Origin of the sequence: Janthinobacterium sp. 35 (assembly GCF_002754575.1) — a bacterium.
GTDB lineage: Bacteria > Pseudomonadota > Gammaproteobacteria > Burkholderiales > Burkholderiaceae_D > Janthinobacterium > Janthinobacterium tructae.
The window spans coordinates 1,296,573-1,314,283 of the sequence record NZ_PEFN01000001.1; the positions used below are offsets into that span (position 1 = coordinate 1,296,573).

Here is a 17,711-nt window from a genome sequence, read left to right on the forward strand (position 1 = left end):
TTAATAATCGAGGCCCCAGTCGACCGTGATCTTGTTGGCGGTCTTGTCAACGTTAATGACAAACTGGCCAACAAACGGGATCAGGCGCTCAGGCGCCTTTTCAACGGTCTCATCGGCAGTGGCCACGGGCGTAACGCGCAAGATCGACTGCGGACCATTGCTCATCATGTCGTGCACTGTGCCGAGGCACTCGCCTTGCAAATTCTCGACTGTCAGTCCGATCAGATCGGACCAATAAAATTCATCGGCCGTCAGCGTCGGGAAATGGCTACGCGGAATTTTCACAGAGACGCCTTTCAGCGCTTCTGCGGCATCCCGCCCGACCACACCCACCAGCTGGGCCACGACGTCGACGCCGTGTAACTTCGCTTGCCTGACTTCAACATCATGCAAGGTCGGTTTATCAAACCACCAGGTTTTAACGCTTAATAATGCATCCGCGTCGTCGGAGAAAGGAGTGATCCTGACCCCGCCAGCAATGCCATAAGCACCGGAGACATAGCCTACCTGTACCAGGTCATCGGGGACTTTCACCCCGGATGCAGTCTTGACCGTCAAACCAGTGATCTAATTAAGCTGCTGCTTTGTTGTTGCTGGCAACCAGGCGAGCAACGGTTGGCGACAATTGTGCGCCAACGCCTTGCCAGTAGGCCAGACGGTCTGCGGTGATACGCAGTGGAACTTCGCCACCTTGCGCCATCGGGTTGTAAAAACCGATACGCTCAATGAAGCGACCATCGCGGCGATTGCGCGAATCTGTAGCGACGATGTTGAAGAACGGGCGCTTCTTGGCGCCTCCACGAGCTAAACGAATAACGACCATAATATTTCCAAAAAGTGTGCTGAGGCGGAAAAAGCCGCAAATTATAGCGCGCTTTACCGCCAGGCAGCAAGCGTTATGATGACGGGCGTGTAATTTGGGCTAATCAAACATTATGACCAGTCATGACCGAAGACGCAATAGGCGTCTGCGCCTATCGTGCTGGCCATGACTGGAAATCAGGCCAAATCATTGTATAAACGCCACAGGAAAGTGCTATCGTTGTGCGAGACAATGACCGATACTGGCAATCTTTACCGATGAGCAACTCTGGAGTCCCATGACCACCGCTACCATTTTGCAACAGTCGCACAAGAACAAGGCCTTCACCACCTTGCTGGCCTTCCTGCTGGGCATGCTGGGCGCACACCGCTTCTACCTGCACGGCAGCAAAGACCGGTGGGGCTGGCTGCACCTGGCCGCCCTGCCCGCCTCCTTGCTGCTGCGCCAACTGCTTCCCGAGGCCGACTGGTTTTACCAGCTATTGCCGCTGACCCTGTCCGCCCTGCTCGGCTTCCTGGAAGCGCTGGTGCTGGGCCTGATGCCGGACGACAAGTGGGATGCGCGCTACAACGCCGCGTCCGGCCGCCTGTCGGACACGGGCTGGCCCCTGGCCGTGGTGCTGGTTGCCACCTTGATGCTCGGTGCGGGCGTGCTGATCGCCACCATGGCGCGCCTGTTCGACTTGCTGTACACAGGCGGCGCCTACGGTTAATTTCTGCACGGAAATGGCACCAGCTATTGCCTCGCGCACGCACATGTAAGTGTTGGTAAGCAATCATGATTTTCACCTATACTGCATTCACAATGCCGACATTACTGGCATATTCCACACCCCTAGGAGAAGATCATGATTCGTCGCCCACTCATCCTCGCAGTGGCCATCACGGCCCTGTTCAGCACCTCCGCCTTCGCGCAAAACCTGTCGCCGAAAGCGCAATACACCTACGACACGAAGCAAGCGAACACGCGCTATGCAGACGACAAGAAATTGTGCGCGGAAGAAAGCAGCTCGAAAGCCCGCATGCAGTGCCTGCGCGATGCCAAGAGCGAATACGACCAGGCCATCATCAATGCCAAGGCCGCACAGAAAGCGGGCAATTCCTACGCCAGCCAGCCTTCCAAGCAGCCACAACACCAGATCTGCGCCGATTGCGGCAAGGTGCTGGCAGTCAATGTCGCCGAGAAGGCCGGTGAAGGTGGCGCGCTGGGCATGATCGGCGGCGGCGTGGCCGGCGCCCTGCTGGGCCGCCAGGTCGGTGGCGGACGCGGCAAGGACCTGGCCACCCTGGCCGGCGCCGCTGGCGGCGCGTATGCCGGCAAGCAAGTCGAAGGCCACATGAAAAATGCCAAGACCTGGACCGTCACCGTGCAATACGAAACGGGCGCCAAGGCCGACTTCGCGTTTGACCAGGATCCGGGGCTGGCCGCTGGCGACCTCGTACGCAATTCCGGCAATGGCATTGCCAGAAGGTAAGCTGAACCCAAAAGCAAGGACCGGGGTCGGACCCTCAGGGTCCGACCCCGGCATTTGCAGTTGGGTTAGCCAAGCTTAAAACTGCTCTTCCGACAAGGCCATCACACCGGCGCTGCCGTCGATGATGGTGGCGCGCAAGCCTGGCGCTTGCGACAGGATGTGGTCGGCAAAGAAGCGCGCCGTGGCGATTTTTGCCTTGTAGAACGCCGCGTCGCCGCTGCCTTCTCCCAGCCTTTGCTGCGCCACCACGGCCGCGCGCGCCATTTGCCAGCCGCCCAGCACGATGCCGGCCAGCTTCAGATACGGCACGCTGCCCGCAAACACGGCCTTGATGTCCGTCTTCATGTTCGCCACCACGTACTCGACCACCGCTTCAAGCGCGGCGCTGCCTTCGGCCAGGTGGCGCTGCATGGCCTGGAAGTCGGCGCCGGAGAGCTCGCCCAACTGGGCTTCCGTGGCGCGCACCTGGGCGATGATGGCTTTCGCCACGGCGCCGCCGTCGCGCACCGTCTTGCGGCCCACGAGGTCGTTCGCCTGGATCGCCGTCGTGCCTTCGTAGATCGTCAGGATCTTGGCGTCACGGTAATGCTGGGCAGCGCCTGTTTCTTCAATGAAACCCATGCCGCCATGCACTTGCACGCCGTCGCGCGTGACATCCTGCGACATTTCCGTGGCCCAACCCTTGATCACGGGCACCAGGTATTCATACGTCGCCAGGCTTTCCGCGCGCACTTCGGCCTCCGGATGGTGGTGCGCCACGTCGCTGATGGCCGCGCCCACGTAGGCCAGCGCACGCGCCGCCTCCGTCTGCGAGCGCATCGACATCAGCATGCGGCGCACGTCCGGGTGGTGGATGATGGAAACGGGACCGGGCGAGCCGGCCAGGTCGCGCGACTGCACGCGGTCCTTGGCGAACGCCACCGCCTGCTGGTAAGCGCGCTCGGCCAGGCCGATGCCTTGCAGGCCGACACCGAAACGGGCCGCATTCATCATGATGAACATGTATTCGAGACCGCGGTTTTCCTCGCCCACCAGGGTGCCGATGGCGCCGCCGTGGTCGCCGAACTGCAGCACGGCCGTCGGGCTGGCCTTGATGCCCAGCTTGTGCTCGATCGACACGCAATGCGCGTCGTTGCGCGCACCCAGGCTGCCGTCCGCATTGACGAGGAATTTCGGCACGATGAACAGCGAAATGCCTTTCACGCCTGCGGGCGCGTCCGGCGTGCGGGCCAGCACCAGATGGACGATGTTTTCCGCCATGTCGTGCTCGCCATACGTGATGAAAATCTTCGTGCCAAACACTTTATAGGTGCCATCGTCCTGCGGCACGGCGCGCGTGCGCACGGCGGCCAGGTCGGAACCGGCTTGCGGCTCCGTCAGGTTCATGGTGCCCGTCCACTTGCCCGACACCAGGTTTTCCAGGTAGACCGCCTTTTGCTCATCGCTGCCGGCCGTCAGCAGCGCTTCGATGGCGCCGTCCGACAACAGCGCGACCAGGGCAAACGAGATGCTGGCGGAATTGAGCATTTCGATGCACGGCGTGGCCAGCAGCTTGGGCAAACCCTGGCCGCCGAATTCGGTCGGATGCTGCACGCCCTGCCAGCCCGCTTCGCCATACGCCTTGAAGGCTTCCTTGAAGCCTTTCGAGGTGGTCACTTGCCCGTCGTGCCAGAAACTCGGATCCTTGTCGCTGGGCCAGTTCAGGGGGGCCACCACGGCGCCGCAGAATTTGGCGTTCTCTTCCAGCACGGCTTCGGCCGTGTCGGGCGTGGCGTCTTCGCAGCCAGGCAAAGTATGGATTTCGGCCAGGCCGGCCAGTTCGTTCATGACGAACAACATATCTTTCAGCGGGGCTTGATAGCTCATCTATTTCTCCAAGAAAAAAGCCACGCGCGGCTCGCCGTGTGGGGCGGGCCGGCGTGGCTTTGTCAGTAACAAAACCGGAAGGGGTTTAATTAACCCAGTTCTTTGACCAGTTGCGGCACGATCTCGAACAGATCGCCCACGATGCCGTAGTCAGCCACGGCAAAGATCGGTGCTTCCGGATCCTTGTTGATGGCGACGATGGTTTTCGAGTCTTTCATGCCGGCCAGATGCTGGATCGCGCCCGAGATACCGACGGCGATGTACAGCGATGGCGCGACGATCTTGCCCGTCTGGCCCACTTGCCAGTCGTTCGGCACGAAGCCGGCATCGACGGCGGCGCGCGAAGCACCCATGGCGGCGCCCAGCTTGTCGGCCAGCGGTTCCAGGATGTGGAAGTTCTCGGCCGAACCCATGCCACGGCCGCCCGACACGATGATTTTCGCGGCGGTCAGTTCAGGACGGTCGGACTTGGCCAGCTCGCGGCCCACGAAGGCCGATTTGCCGGCATCGGCAACGGCGGCGACGGTTTCGGTGGCAGCCGAACCGCCGGTGGCGGCAGCGGCGTCGAAACCGGTGGTGCGCACGGTGATGACCTTGACCTTGTCGCCAGATTGCACGGTGGCAATGGCGTTACCGGCGTAGATCGGACGCTCGAACGTGTCAGGCGAGTCGACCTTGGTGATTTCCGAGATTTGCGCCACGTCCAGCTTGGCAGCGACGCGCGGCAGGATGTTCTTGCCGTAGGCGGTGGCTGGCGCCAGGATGTGGCTGTAGTTGCCGGCGATGGCCAGCACTTGCTCGGCCACATTTTCGGCCAGGCCGTCGGCGAAGTATGGCGCGTCGGCCACGATGACTTTCGTCACGCCGGCGATTTGCGCGGCGGCAGCGGCGGCAGCCGAGGCGTTCGAACCTGCGACGAGCACGTGCACGTCGCCGCCGCACTGGGCAGCCGCGGTCACGGTGTGGTGGGTGCTACCCTTTAAGGTAGCGTTGTCGTGTTCAGCAATAACTAATGCGACCATGATTATTCCTAGTAATGTGCAAGTGCCGGGGGTCGGACCTTCCAGGTCTGACCCCAGTTTTTGTCTTGGGGTATGTTTAAATAACCTTGGCTTCGGTACGCAGCTTGGCGACCAGCGTGGCGACGTCCGGTACCTTGATGCCGGCCGAGCGCTTGGCTGGCTCGACGACTTTCAGGGTCTTCAGGCGTGGCGCGACGTCGACGCCCAGGTCTTCCGGCTTGACGGTCTCGAGCGGCTTTTTCTTGGCCTTCATGATGTTCGGCAAGGTCACATAGCGTGGCTCGTTCAAACGCAGGTCGGTGGTGATGATCGCTGGCAAGGTCAATGCCAGGGTTTCCAGGCCGCCGTCGACTTCGCGCGTGACGGTGACTTTACCGTCTTCCAGCACGACTTTCGAGGCGAACGTGGCTTGCGGCCAACCCAGCAGGGCAGCCAGCATTTGGCCGGTCTGGTTGCTGTCGTCATCGATGGCTTGCTTGCCCAGGATGATCAATTGCGGCTGCTCTTTCTCGGCCAGGGCTTTCACCAGCTTGGCCACGGCCAGCGGTTCCAGTTCGGTCGTCGTTTCCACCAGGATGCCGCGGTCGGCGCCAATGGCCATGGCGGTGCGCAGGGTTTCCTGGCACTGCGTCACGCCGCAGGAGATGGCGACCACTTCAGTGACCTTACCGGCTTCTTTCAGGCGCATCGCTTCTTCCAGCGCGATCTCATCGAAAGGGTTCATCGACATTTTGACGTTGGCGGTATCGACGCCAGTGCCGTCACTCTTGACGCGGACTTTGACGTTATAGTCGACCACGCGTTTGACGGGTACCAAGACTTTCATAGCTATGCCTTTGGGAAATTATAAAAATGACGGATCAAGTGCTGATTGTGCGTTCGATTATAAGAGAAATTTGAATCCTGAACCGAATTTAAGCACGATCGTGCGATTTTTTGTTAGAGCAATCCATCTAAACTGTCCAGCTTCGGGGATTTCAGGGGAGTCTGCCGCTACGCTGCAGGGCAGCAAAAAAGCCGGCAAGGGAAGGAAAACCAGGCCGCGCCACGGCGGCCCCGGCTGGCAGAATTATTTGCGTTGCATCAGGAAGACGAATTCGGTGCCCGTCTGCACATGCGACAGCAGGGCATTGCCCGTTTGCTTGGCGAAAGCCTGAAAGTCACGCACGGAACCGGGATCGGTTGCCATGATGCGCAGCACTTCCCCACTCTGCAGCTCTGACAAAGCCTTTTTCGCCTTCAGAATCGGCAACGGGCAATTCAAGCCGCGCGCGTCGAGTTCTTTGTGAAATTCCATAATCTCGGTATCAAGTAGTGTGTCGCTCATCATCAATATCCCACCATTGTTTTGTTGTACTGATTTTCGACATACTACTCTAAATCAGGGGCATTGACGCGCTGCACCAAAATAGTTCATCGGCTGTTGTGGGGTCACAACGGGATTCCAAAAGAAATAACGGCCCGCAAACATCGTCTGCGGGCCGTTTTCAAGGGGCTGTGGGGCGCAAACCCCGCATGTCCTCTAGCTTACGCCTGTGTCGCGCGTTCGCCGACCCAGGCCGGTACGCCGGCCAGGGCATTCGCCAGACCACTCGGATCGGTACCGCCCGCTTGCGCCATATCGGGGCGTCCGCCGCCTTTTCCGCCCACTTGCTGTGCAACGAAGTTCACCAGTTCGCCCGCTTTGACACGGGAAGTGGCGTCCGCCGTGACGCCGGCGATCAGGCTGACCTTGCCATCCGTCACGCTGGCCAGCACGATGGCAGCCGTCTTCAGCTTGTCTTTCAGCTTGTCCATGGTTTCGCGCAGACGGGCCACATCGGCGCCATCGAGCACGGCGGCCAGCACCTTGATGCCGTTCACATCGACGGCTTGCGTAACCAACTCATCGCCCTGGCCGGAAGCCAGTTTCGATTTCAGCGCAGCCAGTTCCTTCTCCAGCGCCTTCACATGGTCCTGCACCTGTCCGATACGGGCAGTCAGCTCTTCCGGCTGCGCCTTCAGCGCTTGCGCTGCTTCGACCAGGCGGCGGTTGATGGTTTGCACCAGCGCCAGCGCGCCCTCGCCCGTCACCGCTTCCACGCGGCGAATGCCGGCGGCCACGCCGCTTTCGCCGATGATCTTGAACAGACCGATATCGCCCGTGCGCTGCACGTGGACGCCGCCGCACAGCTCTTTCGAGCTGCCGATGTCGAGCACGCGCACTTCGTCGCCGTATTTCTCGCCGAACAGGGCCATCGCGCCATGCTTGACAGCATCGTCAAACGACATCAGGTGGGCTTGCGTGGCGCGGTTTTCCAGGATCTCTTTGTTGACGATGGTTTCCACGGCGACGATCTGTTCCGCCGTCATCGGCGCATGGTGGCTGAAGTCGAAACGGGTCTTGTCCGGGTCGACCAGCGAGCCCTTTTGCGCCACGTGGCTGCCCAGCACTTCGCGCAGGGCCTTGTGCATCAAGTGCGTGGCCGAGTGGTTGCGGATGGTGCGCGCGCGCTTGGCCGTATCGACTTGCGCCGAGACGGCGTCGCCCACGCTCAAGGTGCCGGACTCCAGCACGCCATGGTGGCCGAACACGTCCGCCTGGACTTTCAAGGTGTCGCTGACGGCAAAGCTGCCCGCGCCCGAGGCGATCACGCCCTGATCACCCACCTGGCCGCCCGATTCCGCGTAGAACGGCGTGGTGTCGAGCACCACGATGCCCGCTTCACCGGCCTTCAGTTCCGTGACCGGCGTGCCGGCCGCGTACAGCGCCACGACCTTGCTGCTGAACGTCAATTGATCGTAGCCGACGAATTTGTTTTTCTCGCCCGTGTACTCGACCTTGCTGTCCTTGTGCGTTTTGCCGCCCTTGCGCGACAGTTCCTGGCTTTCCTTCAGGGCCGCGTCGTAGCCCACCTGGTCGAACGTGATATTGCGTTCGCGGCAAATGTCGGCCGTCAGGTCCGGCGGGAAGCCGTACGTTTCGTACAAAGTAAACGCGGTGGCGCCGTCGATACCCGTGGCATCCTTGGCCAGCTGCGCTTCCAGCACTTTCATGCCCGTTTCCAGGGTTTCGCCGAAACGCTCTTCCTCGGCTTTGAGCATGTTGGCGACGTTTTCTTTCGCGTCTTCCAGCTCCGGATAGGCGCCGCCCATCTCGATGGCGAGGTCCGCCACCAGCTTGTAGAAGAAAGGTTTGGTCTGGCCCAGCTTGTGGCCATGGCGCAGGGCGCGGCGGATGATGCGGCGCAAGACATACGCGCGGCCTTCGCTGCCCGGAATGACGCCGTCGACGATCATGAAGGCGGCGGAGCGGATGTGGTCGGCGATCACGCGCAGCGACTTGTTTTCCAGATCCGTGGCGCCCGTTTCGCGCGCGGCGGCGCGGATCAAATGCTGGAACAGGTCGATCTCATAGTTCGAATGCACGTGCTGCAGCACGGCGGCCAGGCGCTCCATGCCCATGCCCGTGTCGACGCACGGCTTCGGCAACTTGTGCATGACGCCCGCTTCGTCGCGGTTGAACTGCATGAACACCAGGTTCCAGATTTCAATGAAACGGTCGCCATCTTCGTCCGGCGAGCCCGGCGGGCCGCCAGGAATGTCCGCGCCGTGGTCGTAGAAGATTTCCGTGCACGGACCGCATGGGCCCGTATCGGCCATCTGCCAGAAATTGTCCGACGCGTAGCGCGCCCCCTTGTTGTCGCCGATGCGGATGATGCGCTCGACGGGCACGCCGATTTCTTTCGCCCAGATGTCGTACGCTTCGTCATCTTCGATGTAGACGGTGACGGTCAGTTTGTCAGCTGGCAAGCCATACACCTTGGTCAGCAGTTCCCACGCGTATTGAATCGCGTCGCGCTTGAAATAGTCGCCGAAGCTGAAGTTGCCCAGCATTTCAAAGAACGTATGGTGGCGCGCCGTGTAGCCGACGTTTTCCAGATCGTTGTGCTTGCCGCCGGCGCGCACGCAGCGCTGCACCGAGGTGGCACGCGTGTACGGACGGCTGTCCGTGCCCGTAAACACATCCTTGAATTGCACCATGCCGCTGTTCGTCAACAGCAAGGTCGGATCGTTGCCTGGCACCAGGGAGCTGGAACGGACGATGGAATGGCCCTTGGATTCGAAAAATTTGAGGAACTTGTCGCGGATTTCAGATGATTTCATGTTTTTTTGGCAAAAAGTGGCGGCAGCTTTAAAGGGAAGATTATACGTGATATGGGGTGCGGCAATGACGGCTGGCCAGGGCATTGTTGCGCCCGTGCCAACATCGACAGCCTGCCAGCTCAGGCCGGGTCGTGGTGGCTGGCACAGGCGTGCACAGTGGTGGCAACTGCGGCGCTCCCCGCTGCGGCCGTGGCGCCGGCGGCGGTATTGCAGTCGGCGCAGCGGCCGTACAGGGTCAGTTCGTGGCGCTCGACGACAAAGCCTTGCGGCGCCATGCGCTTCAAGTCGCCCGGGCAATCATGCACGTCGAACACGCGCTGGCAGGTGGTGCACTGGAAATGGTGGTGGTGATGATTGGCGGCCGTGTTCGACTCGTAGCGCGGGTTTTCGCCCGGCAAGGTCACCACGTGCACTTTTTCTTCCAGCACCAGCGATTTTAAATTGCGGTAAACGGTGGCGATGCCCAGCTGCGTCACTTGCAAGCTGGCCTGCTCGAGAATTTCCTGCGCCGACAGGGGGCGCTGGGCCGACTCGATGGCGGCTTGTATAGCGGTTTTTTGACGTGTTGTGCGTTCCATAGCCGACAGAATACACCATCCGCCTGCATCTCCTGCCCGGAAAACTGTCACACAGTAATGATAATGGGTTATCATTATCATCTTCGGGCAGTCACCCCATCCGGCAAGCGCCTGCCCAAACCCCGCAAACACCGATAGCCGATAAAGGAACTCTTGCCCATGTCCGTCCGTCCTCAACAACCAACTCCCCTCGCGCTGGCCATCATGTTGGCCTTTGCCGCCCCTGCCAGCGCCCTGGCGCAGCAAACCGCCACCTTGCCAGCCGTCACCGTTTCGGCCAGCGCCCTGGCCCTGGGCAGCGACGACATGAGCACGCCAGTGACCGTACTGGAAGGCGAAGCACTGGTGCTGGCAAGGGCTGCGACCCTGGGCGAGACCCTGGCGGGACAACCCGGCATCACCTCCAGCCATTTCGGCGCCGGCGCCAGCCGTCCCATCATCCGCGGCATGGATGGCCCGCGCGTCAAGGTGTTGTCCGACGGCGCCGAAGTGCAGGATGCGTCGACCATCAGCCCCGACCATGCTGTCGCGGCCGAGCCGATGCTGTCGGAACAGATTGAAGTCTTGCGCGGCCCGTCCGCGCTGGCCTATGGCGGCGGCGCCGTCGGCGGCGTCGTCAATGTGATCGACAAGAAAATCCCCACGCGCGTGCCAGCAAAAGGTTTCGAAGGCAGCGCGGAAGTGCGCGCCAATTCGGCCGCGCGCGAAAAAGCGGGCGCCTTTGAAGTGACTGGCGGCTCCGGCAACATCGCTTTCCACGCGGAAGGCGTCAAGCGCGATGCGAAGGAATACAAGGTCGGCAGCGGCTGGGAAGGCGGCTCCAAGGTGGCCGGCAGCTACAACAAGACGGACACGGGCAGCGTGGGCGTGTCGTGGGTGGGTCAACGCGGCTTCCTGGGCCTGGCCTTCACCAGCCAGCACGCGCAATACGGCTTGCCTGGCCACAACCATGAATTCGCAAGCTGCCACCCGCATGGCACGCACCTGCATTGCGGCGGCCACGAAGGCCACGACCACGGTGCTGAAGAGGAACATGACCACGACCACGAAGATGGTGCCGTTCCCTACGTAAAACTGAAGAGCGAGCGCTGGGATGTGCGCGGCGAATTGCGCGATCCCGTGCCCGGCTTCGCCAAGCTGCGCCTGCGCGCCGCGTTCACCGACTACAAGCACGACGAAATCGAAGGCACGGAAATTGCCACCACGTTCAAGAACAAGGGCCACGACGCGCGCCTGGAAATGGAACACCATCCCGTCTTCGGCTGGCGCGGCGTGGTGGGCCTGCAAACATCGAAGCGCGATTTCTCCGCCCTGGGCGAAGAAGCGTATGTAGCGCCAACGGTGACCAAAAAACACGCGGCCTTCCTGGTGGAAGAATACAAGCTCGACCAATGGCGCTTCGAGGCTGGCTTGCGCCACGAATGGCAAGACATCACGGTCGACAGCGCCACCTTGCAGGACCGCAGCGCCAAGGGCACGTCCGTCTCGTTGGGCGCCGTGTGGAAATTCGCGCCCCAGTATTCCCTGGGGTCGACCATCTCGCGCACGCACCGTTTGCCCAGCGCCGAGGAATTGTATGCGCACGGCGTGCACATGGCCACGGCCACGTATGAGCTGGGCAATCAAAACCTGGGCAAGGAAACGTCGAACAATATCGACTTGACCTTGCGCAAATATGCAGGCGCCACGACGTTCTCGGCCAGCGCTTACCGCAACAAGGTCGACAACTACATCTTCGGCTCCACGCTGGACAACCACGAAGGCTTCCAGCTGATCCAGTACGCCCAGCGCGACGCCACGTTTACGGGCGTGGAAGGGCAAATCCGCCAGCAGCTGAACCCCATGTTCGGCGCCAGCGTGTTCGGCGACTATGTGCGGGCCAAGCTGGCCGACGGTGGCGCAGGCAACAATAAAAACTTGCCGCGCATCCCGGCCCAGCGCGTCGGCGTCAAAGTTGACGCCAACTGGCAGGCGTGGAGCGGCGTGGCCGAGTTCTACCGCGTGGGCAAGCAAGACAAGGTCGCCGCGTTTGAAACGGCAACCCCGGGCTACAACATGCTGAACCTGTCCGCCAACTACGACACGCGCATCGGCACGACGCCGGCCCAGTTCTACATCAAGGCGAACAACCTGACGAATGAACTGGCGTACAGCCATACCTCGTTCATCAAGAACGCGGCGCCGTTGATGGGGCGCAATGTCACCGTAGGAATGCGCGTGACTTTTTAAGCTGTTTGAAACGTAGGTCGGCTTAGCGCGCAAGCGCGTAAGCCGACAACACCAATAACGTCAACAATGTTGTCGGATTACGCGGGGCTTTGCCCCACTAATCCGACCTACGCCATGGATGGAATAATATCGATCCGGTCCGTGCAAAACCCATCCACGCCCCAGGCCAGCAGCTCGCTGGCCCGTTCCGGGGTGTTGACGGTGTAGCAGAATAGCCCGTATCCCGCCTCCTTGACTGCCAGCGCCAGCGCGTGCGTCAGTTGCTGATGGTCGCAATGGATCGCCACCACACCCAGTTCCTTCGCCATGCGCTCCCAGCCAGCGGGAATGGCTTCGACCAGCCAGCCGCGCGCCAGTTCCGGCGCCGCCTGGCGCGCCGCTTCCAGTGCGGCGATGCTGAACGACGATAGCAGCGGCAATAGCTCTCCTGCAGCAATTTCCTTTGCGAAATAATCGCGCGTGGCCCGCGCCACCGCCGCGCCCGTGGCCACGTCAACGCCGGACGCCGGCTTGATTTCGATATTCATCCAGATGCGCTGCGCCTTGCAATAGTCCACCACGGCGTCGAACGTTGGCACGCCCTCGCCTGCGAACTGCGGGCCGAACCAGGCGCCCGCTTCCATGGCGCCCAGCTGCGCGGCCGTGTAATCGTTGACATGGCCGCTGCCGGCCACCGTGCGGCCCAGTTCCGGGTCGTGCACGACGACGGGCACGCCGTCGGACGCCAGCATGACGTCGAACTCCACGGCGCGGTAGCCGTAGGCCAGGCCGCAGCGCAGGGCGGCCAGGGTGTTTTCAGGCGCCAGGGTACCGCCGCCGCGGTGCGCCAGGGTGCGTGGATAGGGCCACATGCTGTTCCTTTATCGTGATGAGGTTGTCGATCAAGACGTCGTGCCATCATCGCGCGCAAGCGCCACTGTGTAAAGGACACGATCCCGCGATTGGCGCCACATCCGCACGGTTTCGTCGCAACCGCGTTGCGCCCGCGTGCAGAGCCGCCCATAATTGCCGCATTGCCAACCCGAGCATCCACCTGAAAGCAGTCCCGCATGCACACTACCGACGCAGCCCCGCGCAAGACGGGCTTTCCCTACCGGCGCCTGCTGGGCGATGCCCGCTATGCGCTGCTGCTCAATGTGCTGTGTGCCCTCTTCATCACCTTCGTGCTGAGCGGCGGACAAAGCTTCTGGCTCAACCTGCTGGCCTCGATGTGCATCGGCAGTATTGCTTTCCTGCTCATCGACGGCATCCGCCTGGCGTGCTGGGGCGAACAGCGGCGCGTCCCATTGCTGCCCTTCACTACCCTCATCATCGTCAGCGCCGCCGTGGCGCAAGTTGGCGGCACCATGCTGTTCGGCTGGCTGGCCAATATCGACGTGCCCGCGCCCGTTTCCATGTCGCCACGCAATGTCGGCATGACGGTGTTCACCTTGGCGGCGGCTGGAGCGGCCATCCTGTTCTTCGGCAGCCGCGAAAAAATTGCGCGCCTGCAAATGGAGGCGGCCCAGGAAAAAGCCCGCGCCGAATCCGTGGCGCGCCAGGCCATGCAAGCGCAACTGCAACTGCTTCAAGCGCAGATCGAACCGCACATGCTGTTCAACACGCTGGCCAATCTGCAGGGCCTGATCAGCTTTGATCCGGACCGCGCCCAGCTGCTGCTCGATCAATTGATCCAGTATCTGCGCGCCACCCTCTCTTCCTCGCGTGCCGGGTCCACCACCCTGGAGCAGGAGTTTTCCCTGATGCAAGCCTACCTGGGCCTGATGTCCACCCGCATGGGCGCGCGCCTGCGCTTTACCTTGGACTTGCCTGCGGCCTTGCGCGATATCAAAGTGCCACCCATGCTGCTGCAGCCGCTGGTGGAAAACGCCATCCAGCACGGCCTCGAACCAAAGATCGAAGGCGGCCATATCCACGTGCAAGCGTCCACGGAAGGCGGCGTGCTGATCCTGACGGTTGCCGACGATGGCCTGGGCCTCGATCATCCGGGCCAGACCAAGGGCACGCACCTTGGCGTGGCGAATATCCGCGAACGCCTGCGCGGCATGCATGGCGATGCCGCCAGCCTGTCGCTGGCCGCCAACCATCCGGCAGGCGTCGTCGCCCGCCTGACACTCCCCCTTCCACCCACCATCACGAGTCCCCTCGCATGAGCCACCACATCCCGCGCGCCCTGATCGCCGAAGACGAACCCATCCTTGCCGCCACCCTCACGCACGCCTTGCAGCGGCTGTGGCCGGAACTCGACATTGTCGCCACCTGCCCCAACGGCGTGGAAGCCTTGCGGCAAGGTCTGGCACTGCAGCCCGACATCCTCTTTCTCGACATCAAGATGCCAGGCAAGACGGGCCTGGAAGCGGCCGAAGAACTGGCGGAGCAGTGGCCCGACGGTATTGCGTTTCCCCACATCGTGTTCGTCACGGCCTACGATGAATACGCACTGGCCGCCTTCGAACATGCGGCCGCCGATTACGTGCTAAAACCCGTCAACGATGCACGCCTGGGCAAGACGGTGGAACGCCTGCAGCAGCGCCTGCGCGACAGCAGCGTTGGCAACGGCAACGCTACAACAACAGCAACCCCAGCGGCATCCACCACGACGGCACCCTTGGCGTCGACGGAAACAACAGCGTCCGCCAGCGACGACAACCTGGCCCGACTGCTGAGCCAGCTACAAGCCATGCTGCCGCCGGCGCCGCGCCTGCAAATGATACGGGCGGCCGTCGGCAACAGCGTGCGCATGATCGCCCTGGCGGACGTCGTGTATTTCGAAGCGCTGGACAAATACATCAACGTCGTGTGCCAGGACAGCGAAGCACTGATACGCACCAGCCTGAAGGAACTCTTGCCCCAGCTGGACCCGCAACAATTCTGGCAAATCCACCGGGGCACCATCGTCAACGCCAGCGCCATCGCCACGGCCGTGCGCGACGACGCAGGCAAGCTGTCGCTGACCCTGCGCCAGCACCCGGCGCAGCTGCGCGTCAGTCCCTTGTATGCCCATCTGTTCCGCCAGATGTAAAACGCTTGCAACACCTGGCAACACCTAGTGCAGCTGATGCTTCAGGTCCGACAATTCATCGTGCACCTTGAGCACGGCGCTCTTCATTTCCGGCGTCACGCTGGACGCCGTGCCACAGGCCCGCTTGGCGCGGTCGCCCAGCGACTCCATCTGGTCGACGGCCTGGCGGATGCGCGCATCGTCTTGCGTGTCGATGGCTTGCCGCACTGCACTTTTTTGCTGGTCCATCTGGTTGATGCAATCTTTCAAATCCATGGGCATGCCCTGCTGTTTGCCGCACAGCTGGGCCGCCTGGCCGATCGCGTGTTCGATGGCGCCAAAGCGCCGTGCCACTTCCTTTACCTGCATCATGATGTGTCCTCCCATGCTATCTGCAGTTGGATCGTCAGGCCGATCCAAGGTTCCCCACCGCCCGCCAAGGCATTGAAATTTCCATGAGGCACTTTTTTGTAAGTGCTTGTGACATTTTAGATAATATTCAAATACCTCGGATACATTGGCGTACCTGAACCACCGTGCCCTCCATGACCTCGCTGCCCATCCTGCCCCGCCGCGCGCCCGGCTTGCTGCTGATCGTCCTGCTGCACGCGGGACTGGCCTATGTCATCGTGCAGTCGCGACCGCGCATTGCCTCTGACGAGAACCTGCCGCAAGGTCCGGCCATCAGCTGGCTGCGCCACACGCTCCCGGTGCCGCCCAAGCCCCTGCCCTTGCCCAGCATCAAACCAGCCACCGCGCGCGTGCCACGCCTGCCGAATTTGCCCATCTTGGCGCCCGTCAGCCGCCCCCTGCCCGCCGCCAGCGTCGCGCAGGCGCCAGCGCCAGCGCCGGTAACACCGGAAGCGATCACGGCGCCGGCAGCGCCCAGCGCGGCCGAGATCCTGGCGCAAGCCAAACGCGACGTGGGCAAGATCGACAGGGAGTTGCGCAAGGAATTCCCGCAGCGCGGCGAACAAAAACTGGACGACACGGGCTTCAAGCGCATGCAGCAAGGCTTTGCCGAGGCCTTCGCGGCCGTGCCGCCGAAATGGTATGAAGCGTCAAAAATCGAGGAAGTGGGTGCGAATGCAGCCAAGGGCAGCCGCACGTATAAAATCACCAGCGCGCTGGGCACCTTGTGCGTGACCACGCGCGCGGGCAAGCAGGGGGAAACGATGATCGGCAACTGTCCCAAATAGCCGTCTCAGCCCACCGCTTCGCGCGCGCCCAGCGGCTGCAGATGGCGCAGGCGCAAGGCGATCAGCACGCCGCCGCCCAGGCACAGGCCCAGCATGATGATGACGCCCGTCCAGCCGTCGAAGCCCCACATCATGCCCGAGGCGGAACCGATCAGGCTCGAACCGAGGTAATAGAACAGCAGATAGAAGGCCGAAGCCAGCGCCTGCGGCGCGCGCGCGCGGCGGCTGACCCAGCTGCTGGCGATCGAGTGCGAGGCGAAGAAGCCGAAGGTGGCGAGCGCCATGCCGATGACGATCAGCGGCAGCGAGTCGAACAGGGTCAGCAGAATGCCGGCCAGCATCACCGACAGCATGATCCACAGCACGCCGCGGCGCCCCAGGCGGTCCACCAGGCGTCCCGCCCAGACGGAACTGAAGATGCCGATCAGGTACAAAAAGGCCAGCAAGCCGACCGTGCTCTGGCGCAAGTTGAACGGCGCGGCCAGCAGGCGGTAACCGATGTAGTTATACAGGCTGACAAAACAGCCCATCAGCAGGAATGCCAGGCAAAACAGCCACGGCAAGCCGCGGTCGGAAAAATGCTGTTTGATGGCGTGCGGCAAGGCATTCCAGCCACGGGTACTGGGCACGAAGTTTTTCGATGCGGGCAGGCTGCGCCAGAATTCCGCCGCCGCCAGCACGCCGGCCACGCCCAGCACGCCCAGGGCCCAGCGCCACGAGAGGAAATCGCTGAGCATGGAGGCGATCAGGCGCCCCGACATGCCGCCAAACGCGCTGCCCGCAATATACAAGCCCATCGACAGTCCCAGCGACGGCCCCTCGATTTCCTCGCCCAGGTAAGCCATGGCCACGGCCGGCATGCCGCCCAGGGCCACGCCCAGCGCCGCGCGGATCGCCAGCAGCTGCGCGTAATCCTGCGCGAAGGCGGACAAAATCGTCAATATGGCGGCAGAAAACATCGACGCCACCATCAAGGGCTTGCGGCCGATGCGGTCCGAGACGGCGCTCAGCAGCACCAAGGAAATGGCCAGCAAGCCGCTCGACACGGACAGCGACCAGCTGCTCTGCGCCGGCGTCAGGTGGAACTGCTGCGACAACAGCGGGAACAGGGGCTGGATGCAGTACAGCAAGCTGAAAGTGGAAAAGCCGCCGAAGAACAGGGCGCGGTTGCTGCGCTTGAATTCAATCGACCCCTTGGCGATGGCCGAACGGGGAGCGGGACCGGGACCAGGAGCGGAAACCGGGATGGCCGATGCGGCAGCGGGGGCAAAAGCGAGCGATGAATCAGACATGGCCGTGTTTCAAAAGAGAAGCGAATCTGCATGTTAGGATTGCCAACTCATATCGTCCAATATATATTCAAGGCCCAACTC

The 17,711-nt window shown here is 62.1% G+C and carries 17 protein-coding genes; 6 read left to right on the plus strand and 11 right to left on the minus strand.

The window, feature by feature from the left end; translation table 11 throughout:
* Entirely contained in the window at positions 1–558 is a 558-nt protein-coding gene (rimM, locus tag CLU93_RS05875) for a ribosome maturation factor RimM (protein WP_099760361.1), read from the minus strand.
* A 13-nt stretch (positions 559–571) separates the two neighbouring features.
* Complete coding sequence (gene rpsP / locus CLU93_RS05880) at positions 572–823, minus strand: 30S ribosomal protein S16 (protein ID WP_010395524.1); 252 nt, start codon at positions 821–823, stop codon at positions 572–574.
* 277 nt (positions 824–1,100) lie between these two features.
* Between rpsP and CLU93_RS05885 the strand changes: the two genes are divergently transcribed.
* Together CLU93_RS05885 and CLU93_RS05890 are read left to right on the plus strand one after the other, a co-directional pair.
* Positions 1,101–1,535: an NINE protein gene (locus tag CLU93_RS05885; protein WP_099760362.1), complete on the plus strand. Its 435-nt coding sequence runs from the start codon at positions 1,101–1,103 to the stop codon at positions 1,533–1,535.
* 135 nt (positions 1,536–1,670) lie between these two features.
* Positions 1,671–2,297 (plus strand): glycine zipper 2TM domain-containing protein, encoded by a 627-nt coding sequence (locus CLU93_RS05890; protein ID WP_096234180.1) that lies wholly within the window; start codon positions 1,671–1,673, stop codon positions 2,295–2,297.
* A 75-nt stretch (positions 2,298–2,372) separates the two neighbouring features.
* Here the strand turns inward: CLU93_RS05890 and CLU93_RS05895 are convergent, their stop codons facing one another.
* The 6 genes from CLU93_RS05895 to CLU93_RS05920 all read right to left on the minus strand — a co-directional run bounded on the left by CLU93_RS05895 (position 2,373) and on the right by CLU93_RS05920 (position 9,909).
* The gene (locus CLU93_RS05895) at positions 2,373–4,163 is read right to left on the minus strand and encodes an acyl-CoA dehydrogenase (protein ID WP_099760363.1); all 1,791 of its coding nucleotides are present in this window, start codon (positions 4,161–4,163) and stop codon (positions 2,373–2,375) included.
* Positions 4,164–4,252: 89 nt separating this feature from the next.
* Entirely contained in the window at positions 4,253–5,185 is a 933-nt protein-coding gene (locus tag CLU93_RS05900) for an electron transfer flavoprotein subunit alpha/FixB family protein (RefSeq protein ID WP_077400542.1), read from the minus strand.
* 76 nt (positions 5,186–5,261) lie between these two features.
* The gene (locus tag CLU93_RS05905; protein WP_099379460.1) at positions 5,262–6,011 is read right to left on the minus strand and encodes an electron transfer flavoprotein subunit beta/FixA family protein; all 750 of its coding nucleotides are present in this window, start codon (positions 6,009–6,011) and stop codon (positions 5,262–5,264) included.
* 243 nt (positions 6,012–6,254) lie between these two features.
* Positions 6,255–6,512 (minus strand): sulfurtransferase TusA family protein, encoded by a 258-nt coding sequence (locus CLU93_RS05910; RefSeq protein ID WP_225317265.1) that lies wholly within the window; start codon positions 6,510–6,512, stop codon positions 6,255–6,257.
* 200 nt (positions 6,513–6,712) lie between these two features.
* Positions 6,713–9,331 carry an alanine--tRNA ligase gene (alaS, locus tag CLU93_RS05915; RefSeq protein ID WP_099760364.1) on the minus strand — a complete coding sequence of 873 codons (2,619 nt, stop codon included), beginning with the start codon at positions 9,329–9,331 and terminating at the stop codon, positions 6,713–6,715.
* Positions 9,332–9,450: 119 nt separating this feature from the next.
* Positions 9,451–9,909, minus strand: coding sequence for a Fur family transcriptional regulator (locus tag CLU93_RS05920; protein ID WP_099760365.1), 459 nt, complete (start codon positions 9,907–9,909; stop codon positions 9,451–9,453).
* A gap of 159 nt (positions 9,910–10,068) precedes the next feature.
* On the opposite strand from CLU93_RS05920, the gene CLU93_RS05925 reads away from it, so the two are divergent.
* Positions 10,069–12,138: a TonB-dependent receptor domain-containing protein gene (locus CLU93_RS05925; RefSeq protein ID WP_180287815.1), complete on the plus strand. Its 2,070-nt coding sequence runs from the start codon at positions 10,069–10,071 to the stop codon at positions 12,136–12,138.
* Between the two features lie 107 nt (positions 12,139–12,245).
* Here the strand turns inward: CLU93_RS05925 and ugpQ are convergent, their stop codons facing one another.
* Positions 12,246–12,989 carry a glycerophosphodiester phosphodiesterase gene (ugpQ, locus tag CLU93_RS05930; RefSeq protein WP_099760367.1) on the minus strand — a complete coding sequence of 248 codons (744 nt, stop codon included), beginning with the start codon at positions 12,987–12,989 and terminating at the stop codon, positions 12,246–12,248.
* A 198-nt stretch (positions 12,990–13,187) separates the two neighbouring features.
* On the opposite strand from ugpQ, the gene CLU93_RS05935 reads away from it, so the two are divergent.
* The gene (locus tag CLU93_RS05935; protein WP_099760368.1) at positions 13,188–14,291 is read left to right on the plus strand and encodes a sensor histidine kinase; all 1,104 of its coding nucleotides are present in this window, start codon (positions 13,188–13,190) and stop codon (positions 14,289–14,291) included.
* Positions 14,288–15,160, plus strand: coding sequence for a LytR/AlgR family response regulator transcription factor (locus CLU93_RS05940; protein WP_099760369.1), 873 nt, complete (start codon positions 14,288–14,290; stop codon positions 15,158–15,160). Before CLU93_RS05935 ends, CLU93_RS05940 begins: the two co-directional genes overlap by 4 nt.
* A gap of 24 nt (positions 15,161–15,184) precedes the next feature.
* Here CLU93_RS05940 and CLU93_RS05945 read toward each other — a convergent pair whose 3' ends face one another.
* A complete protein-coding gene (locus CLU93_RS05945; RefSeq protein ID WP_099760370.1) occupies positions 15,185–15,511 on the minus strand; it encodes a hypothetical protein in 327 nt (108 codons plus the stop codon).
* A 164-nt stretch (positions 15,512–15,675) separates the two neighbouring features.
* Here CLU93_RS05945 and CLU93_RS05950 point away from each other — a divergent pair, with 164 nt between their 5' ends.
* Entirely contained in the window at positions 15,676–16,338 is a 663-nt protein-coding gene (locus tag CLU93_RS05950; RefSeq protein WP_143451703.1) for a hypothetical protein, read from the plus strand.
* Between the two features lie 5 nt (positions 16,339–16,343).
* Here CLU93_RS05950 and CLU93_RS05955 read toward each other — a convergent pair whose 3' ends face one another.
* Positions 16,344–17,630, minus strand: a complete 1,287-nt coding sequence (locus CLU93_RS05955) for an MFS transporter (RefSeq protein WP_257224895.1) — start codon at positions 17,628–17,630, stop codon at positions 16,344–16,346.
* Positions 17,631–17,711: the final 81 nt, after the last annotated feature.

Excerpts from the sequence above, each read along its gene's own strand:
- CLU93_RS05935 (WP_099760368.1), top strand. The coding sequence starts at position 13,188 with ATGCACACTACCGACGCAGCCCCGCGCAAGACGGGCTTTCCCTACCGG.
- CLU93_RS05900 (WP_077400542.1), bottom strand. The coding sequence starts at position 5,185 with ATGGTCGCATTAGTTATTGCTGAACACGACAACGCTACCTTAAAGGGT.
- ugpQ (WP_099760367.1), bottom strand. The coding sequence starts at position 12,989 with ATGTGGCCCTATCCACGCACCCTGGCGCACCGCGGCGGCGGTACCCTG.
- CLU93_RS05890 (WP_096234180.1), top strand. The coding sequence starts at position 1,671 with ATGATTCGTCGCCCACTCATCCTCGCAGTGGCCATCACGGCCCTGTTC.
- CLU93_RS05920 (WP_099760365.1), bottom strand. The coding sequence starts at position 9,909 with ATGGAACGCACAACACGTCAAAAAACCGCTATACAAGCCGCCATCGAG.
- CLU93_RS05945 (WP_099760370.1), bottom strand. The coding sequence starts at position 15,511 with ATGATGCAGGTAAAGGAAGTGGCACGGCGCTTTGGCGCCATCGAACAC.
- CLU93_RS05940 (WP_099760369.1), top strand. The coding sequence starts at position 14,288 with ATGAGCCACCACATCCCGCGCGCCCTGATCGCCGAAGACGAACCCATC.
- CLU93_RS05925 (WP_180287815.1), top strand. The coding sequence starts at position 10,069 with ATGTCCGTCCGTCCTCAACAACCAACTCCCCTCGCGCTGGCCATCATG.
- CLU93_RS05910 (WP_225317265.1), bottom strand. The coding sequence starts at position 6,512 with ATGAGCGACACACTACTTGATACCGAGATTATGGAATTTCACAAAGAA.
- CLU93_RS05885 (WP_099760362.1), top strand. The coding sequence starts at position 1,101 with ATGACCACCGCTACCATTTTGCAACAGTCGCACAAGAACAAGGCCTTC.
- CLU93_RS05955 (WP_257224895.1), bottom strand. The coding sequence starts at position 17,630 with ATGTCTGATTCATCGCTCGCTTTTGCCCCCGCTGCCGCATCGGCCATC.
- CLU93_RS05905 (WP_099379460.1), bottom strand. The coding sequence starts at position 6,011 with ATGAAAGTCTTGGTACCCGTCAAACGCGTGGTCGACTATAACGTCAAA.
- rpsP (WP_010395524.1), bottom strand. The coding sequence starts at position 823 with ATGGTCGTTATTCGTTTAGCTCGTGGAGGCGCCAAGAAGCGCCCGTTC.
- CLU93_RS05895 (WP_099760363.1), bottom strand. The coding sequence starts at position 4,163 with ATGAGCTATCAAGCCCCGCTGAAAGATATGTTGTTCGTCATGAACGAA.
- alaS (WP_099760364.1), bottom strand. The coding sequence starts at position 9,331 with ATGAAATCATCTGAAATCCGCGACAAGTTCCTCAAATTTTTCGAATCC.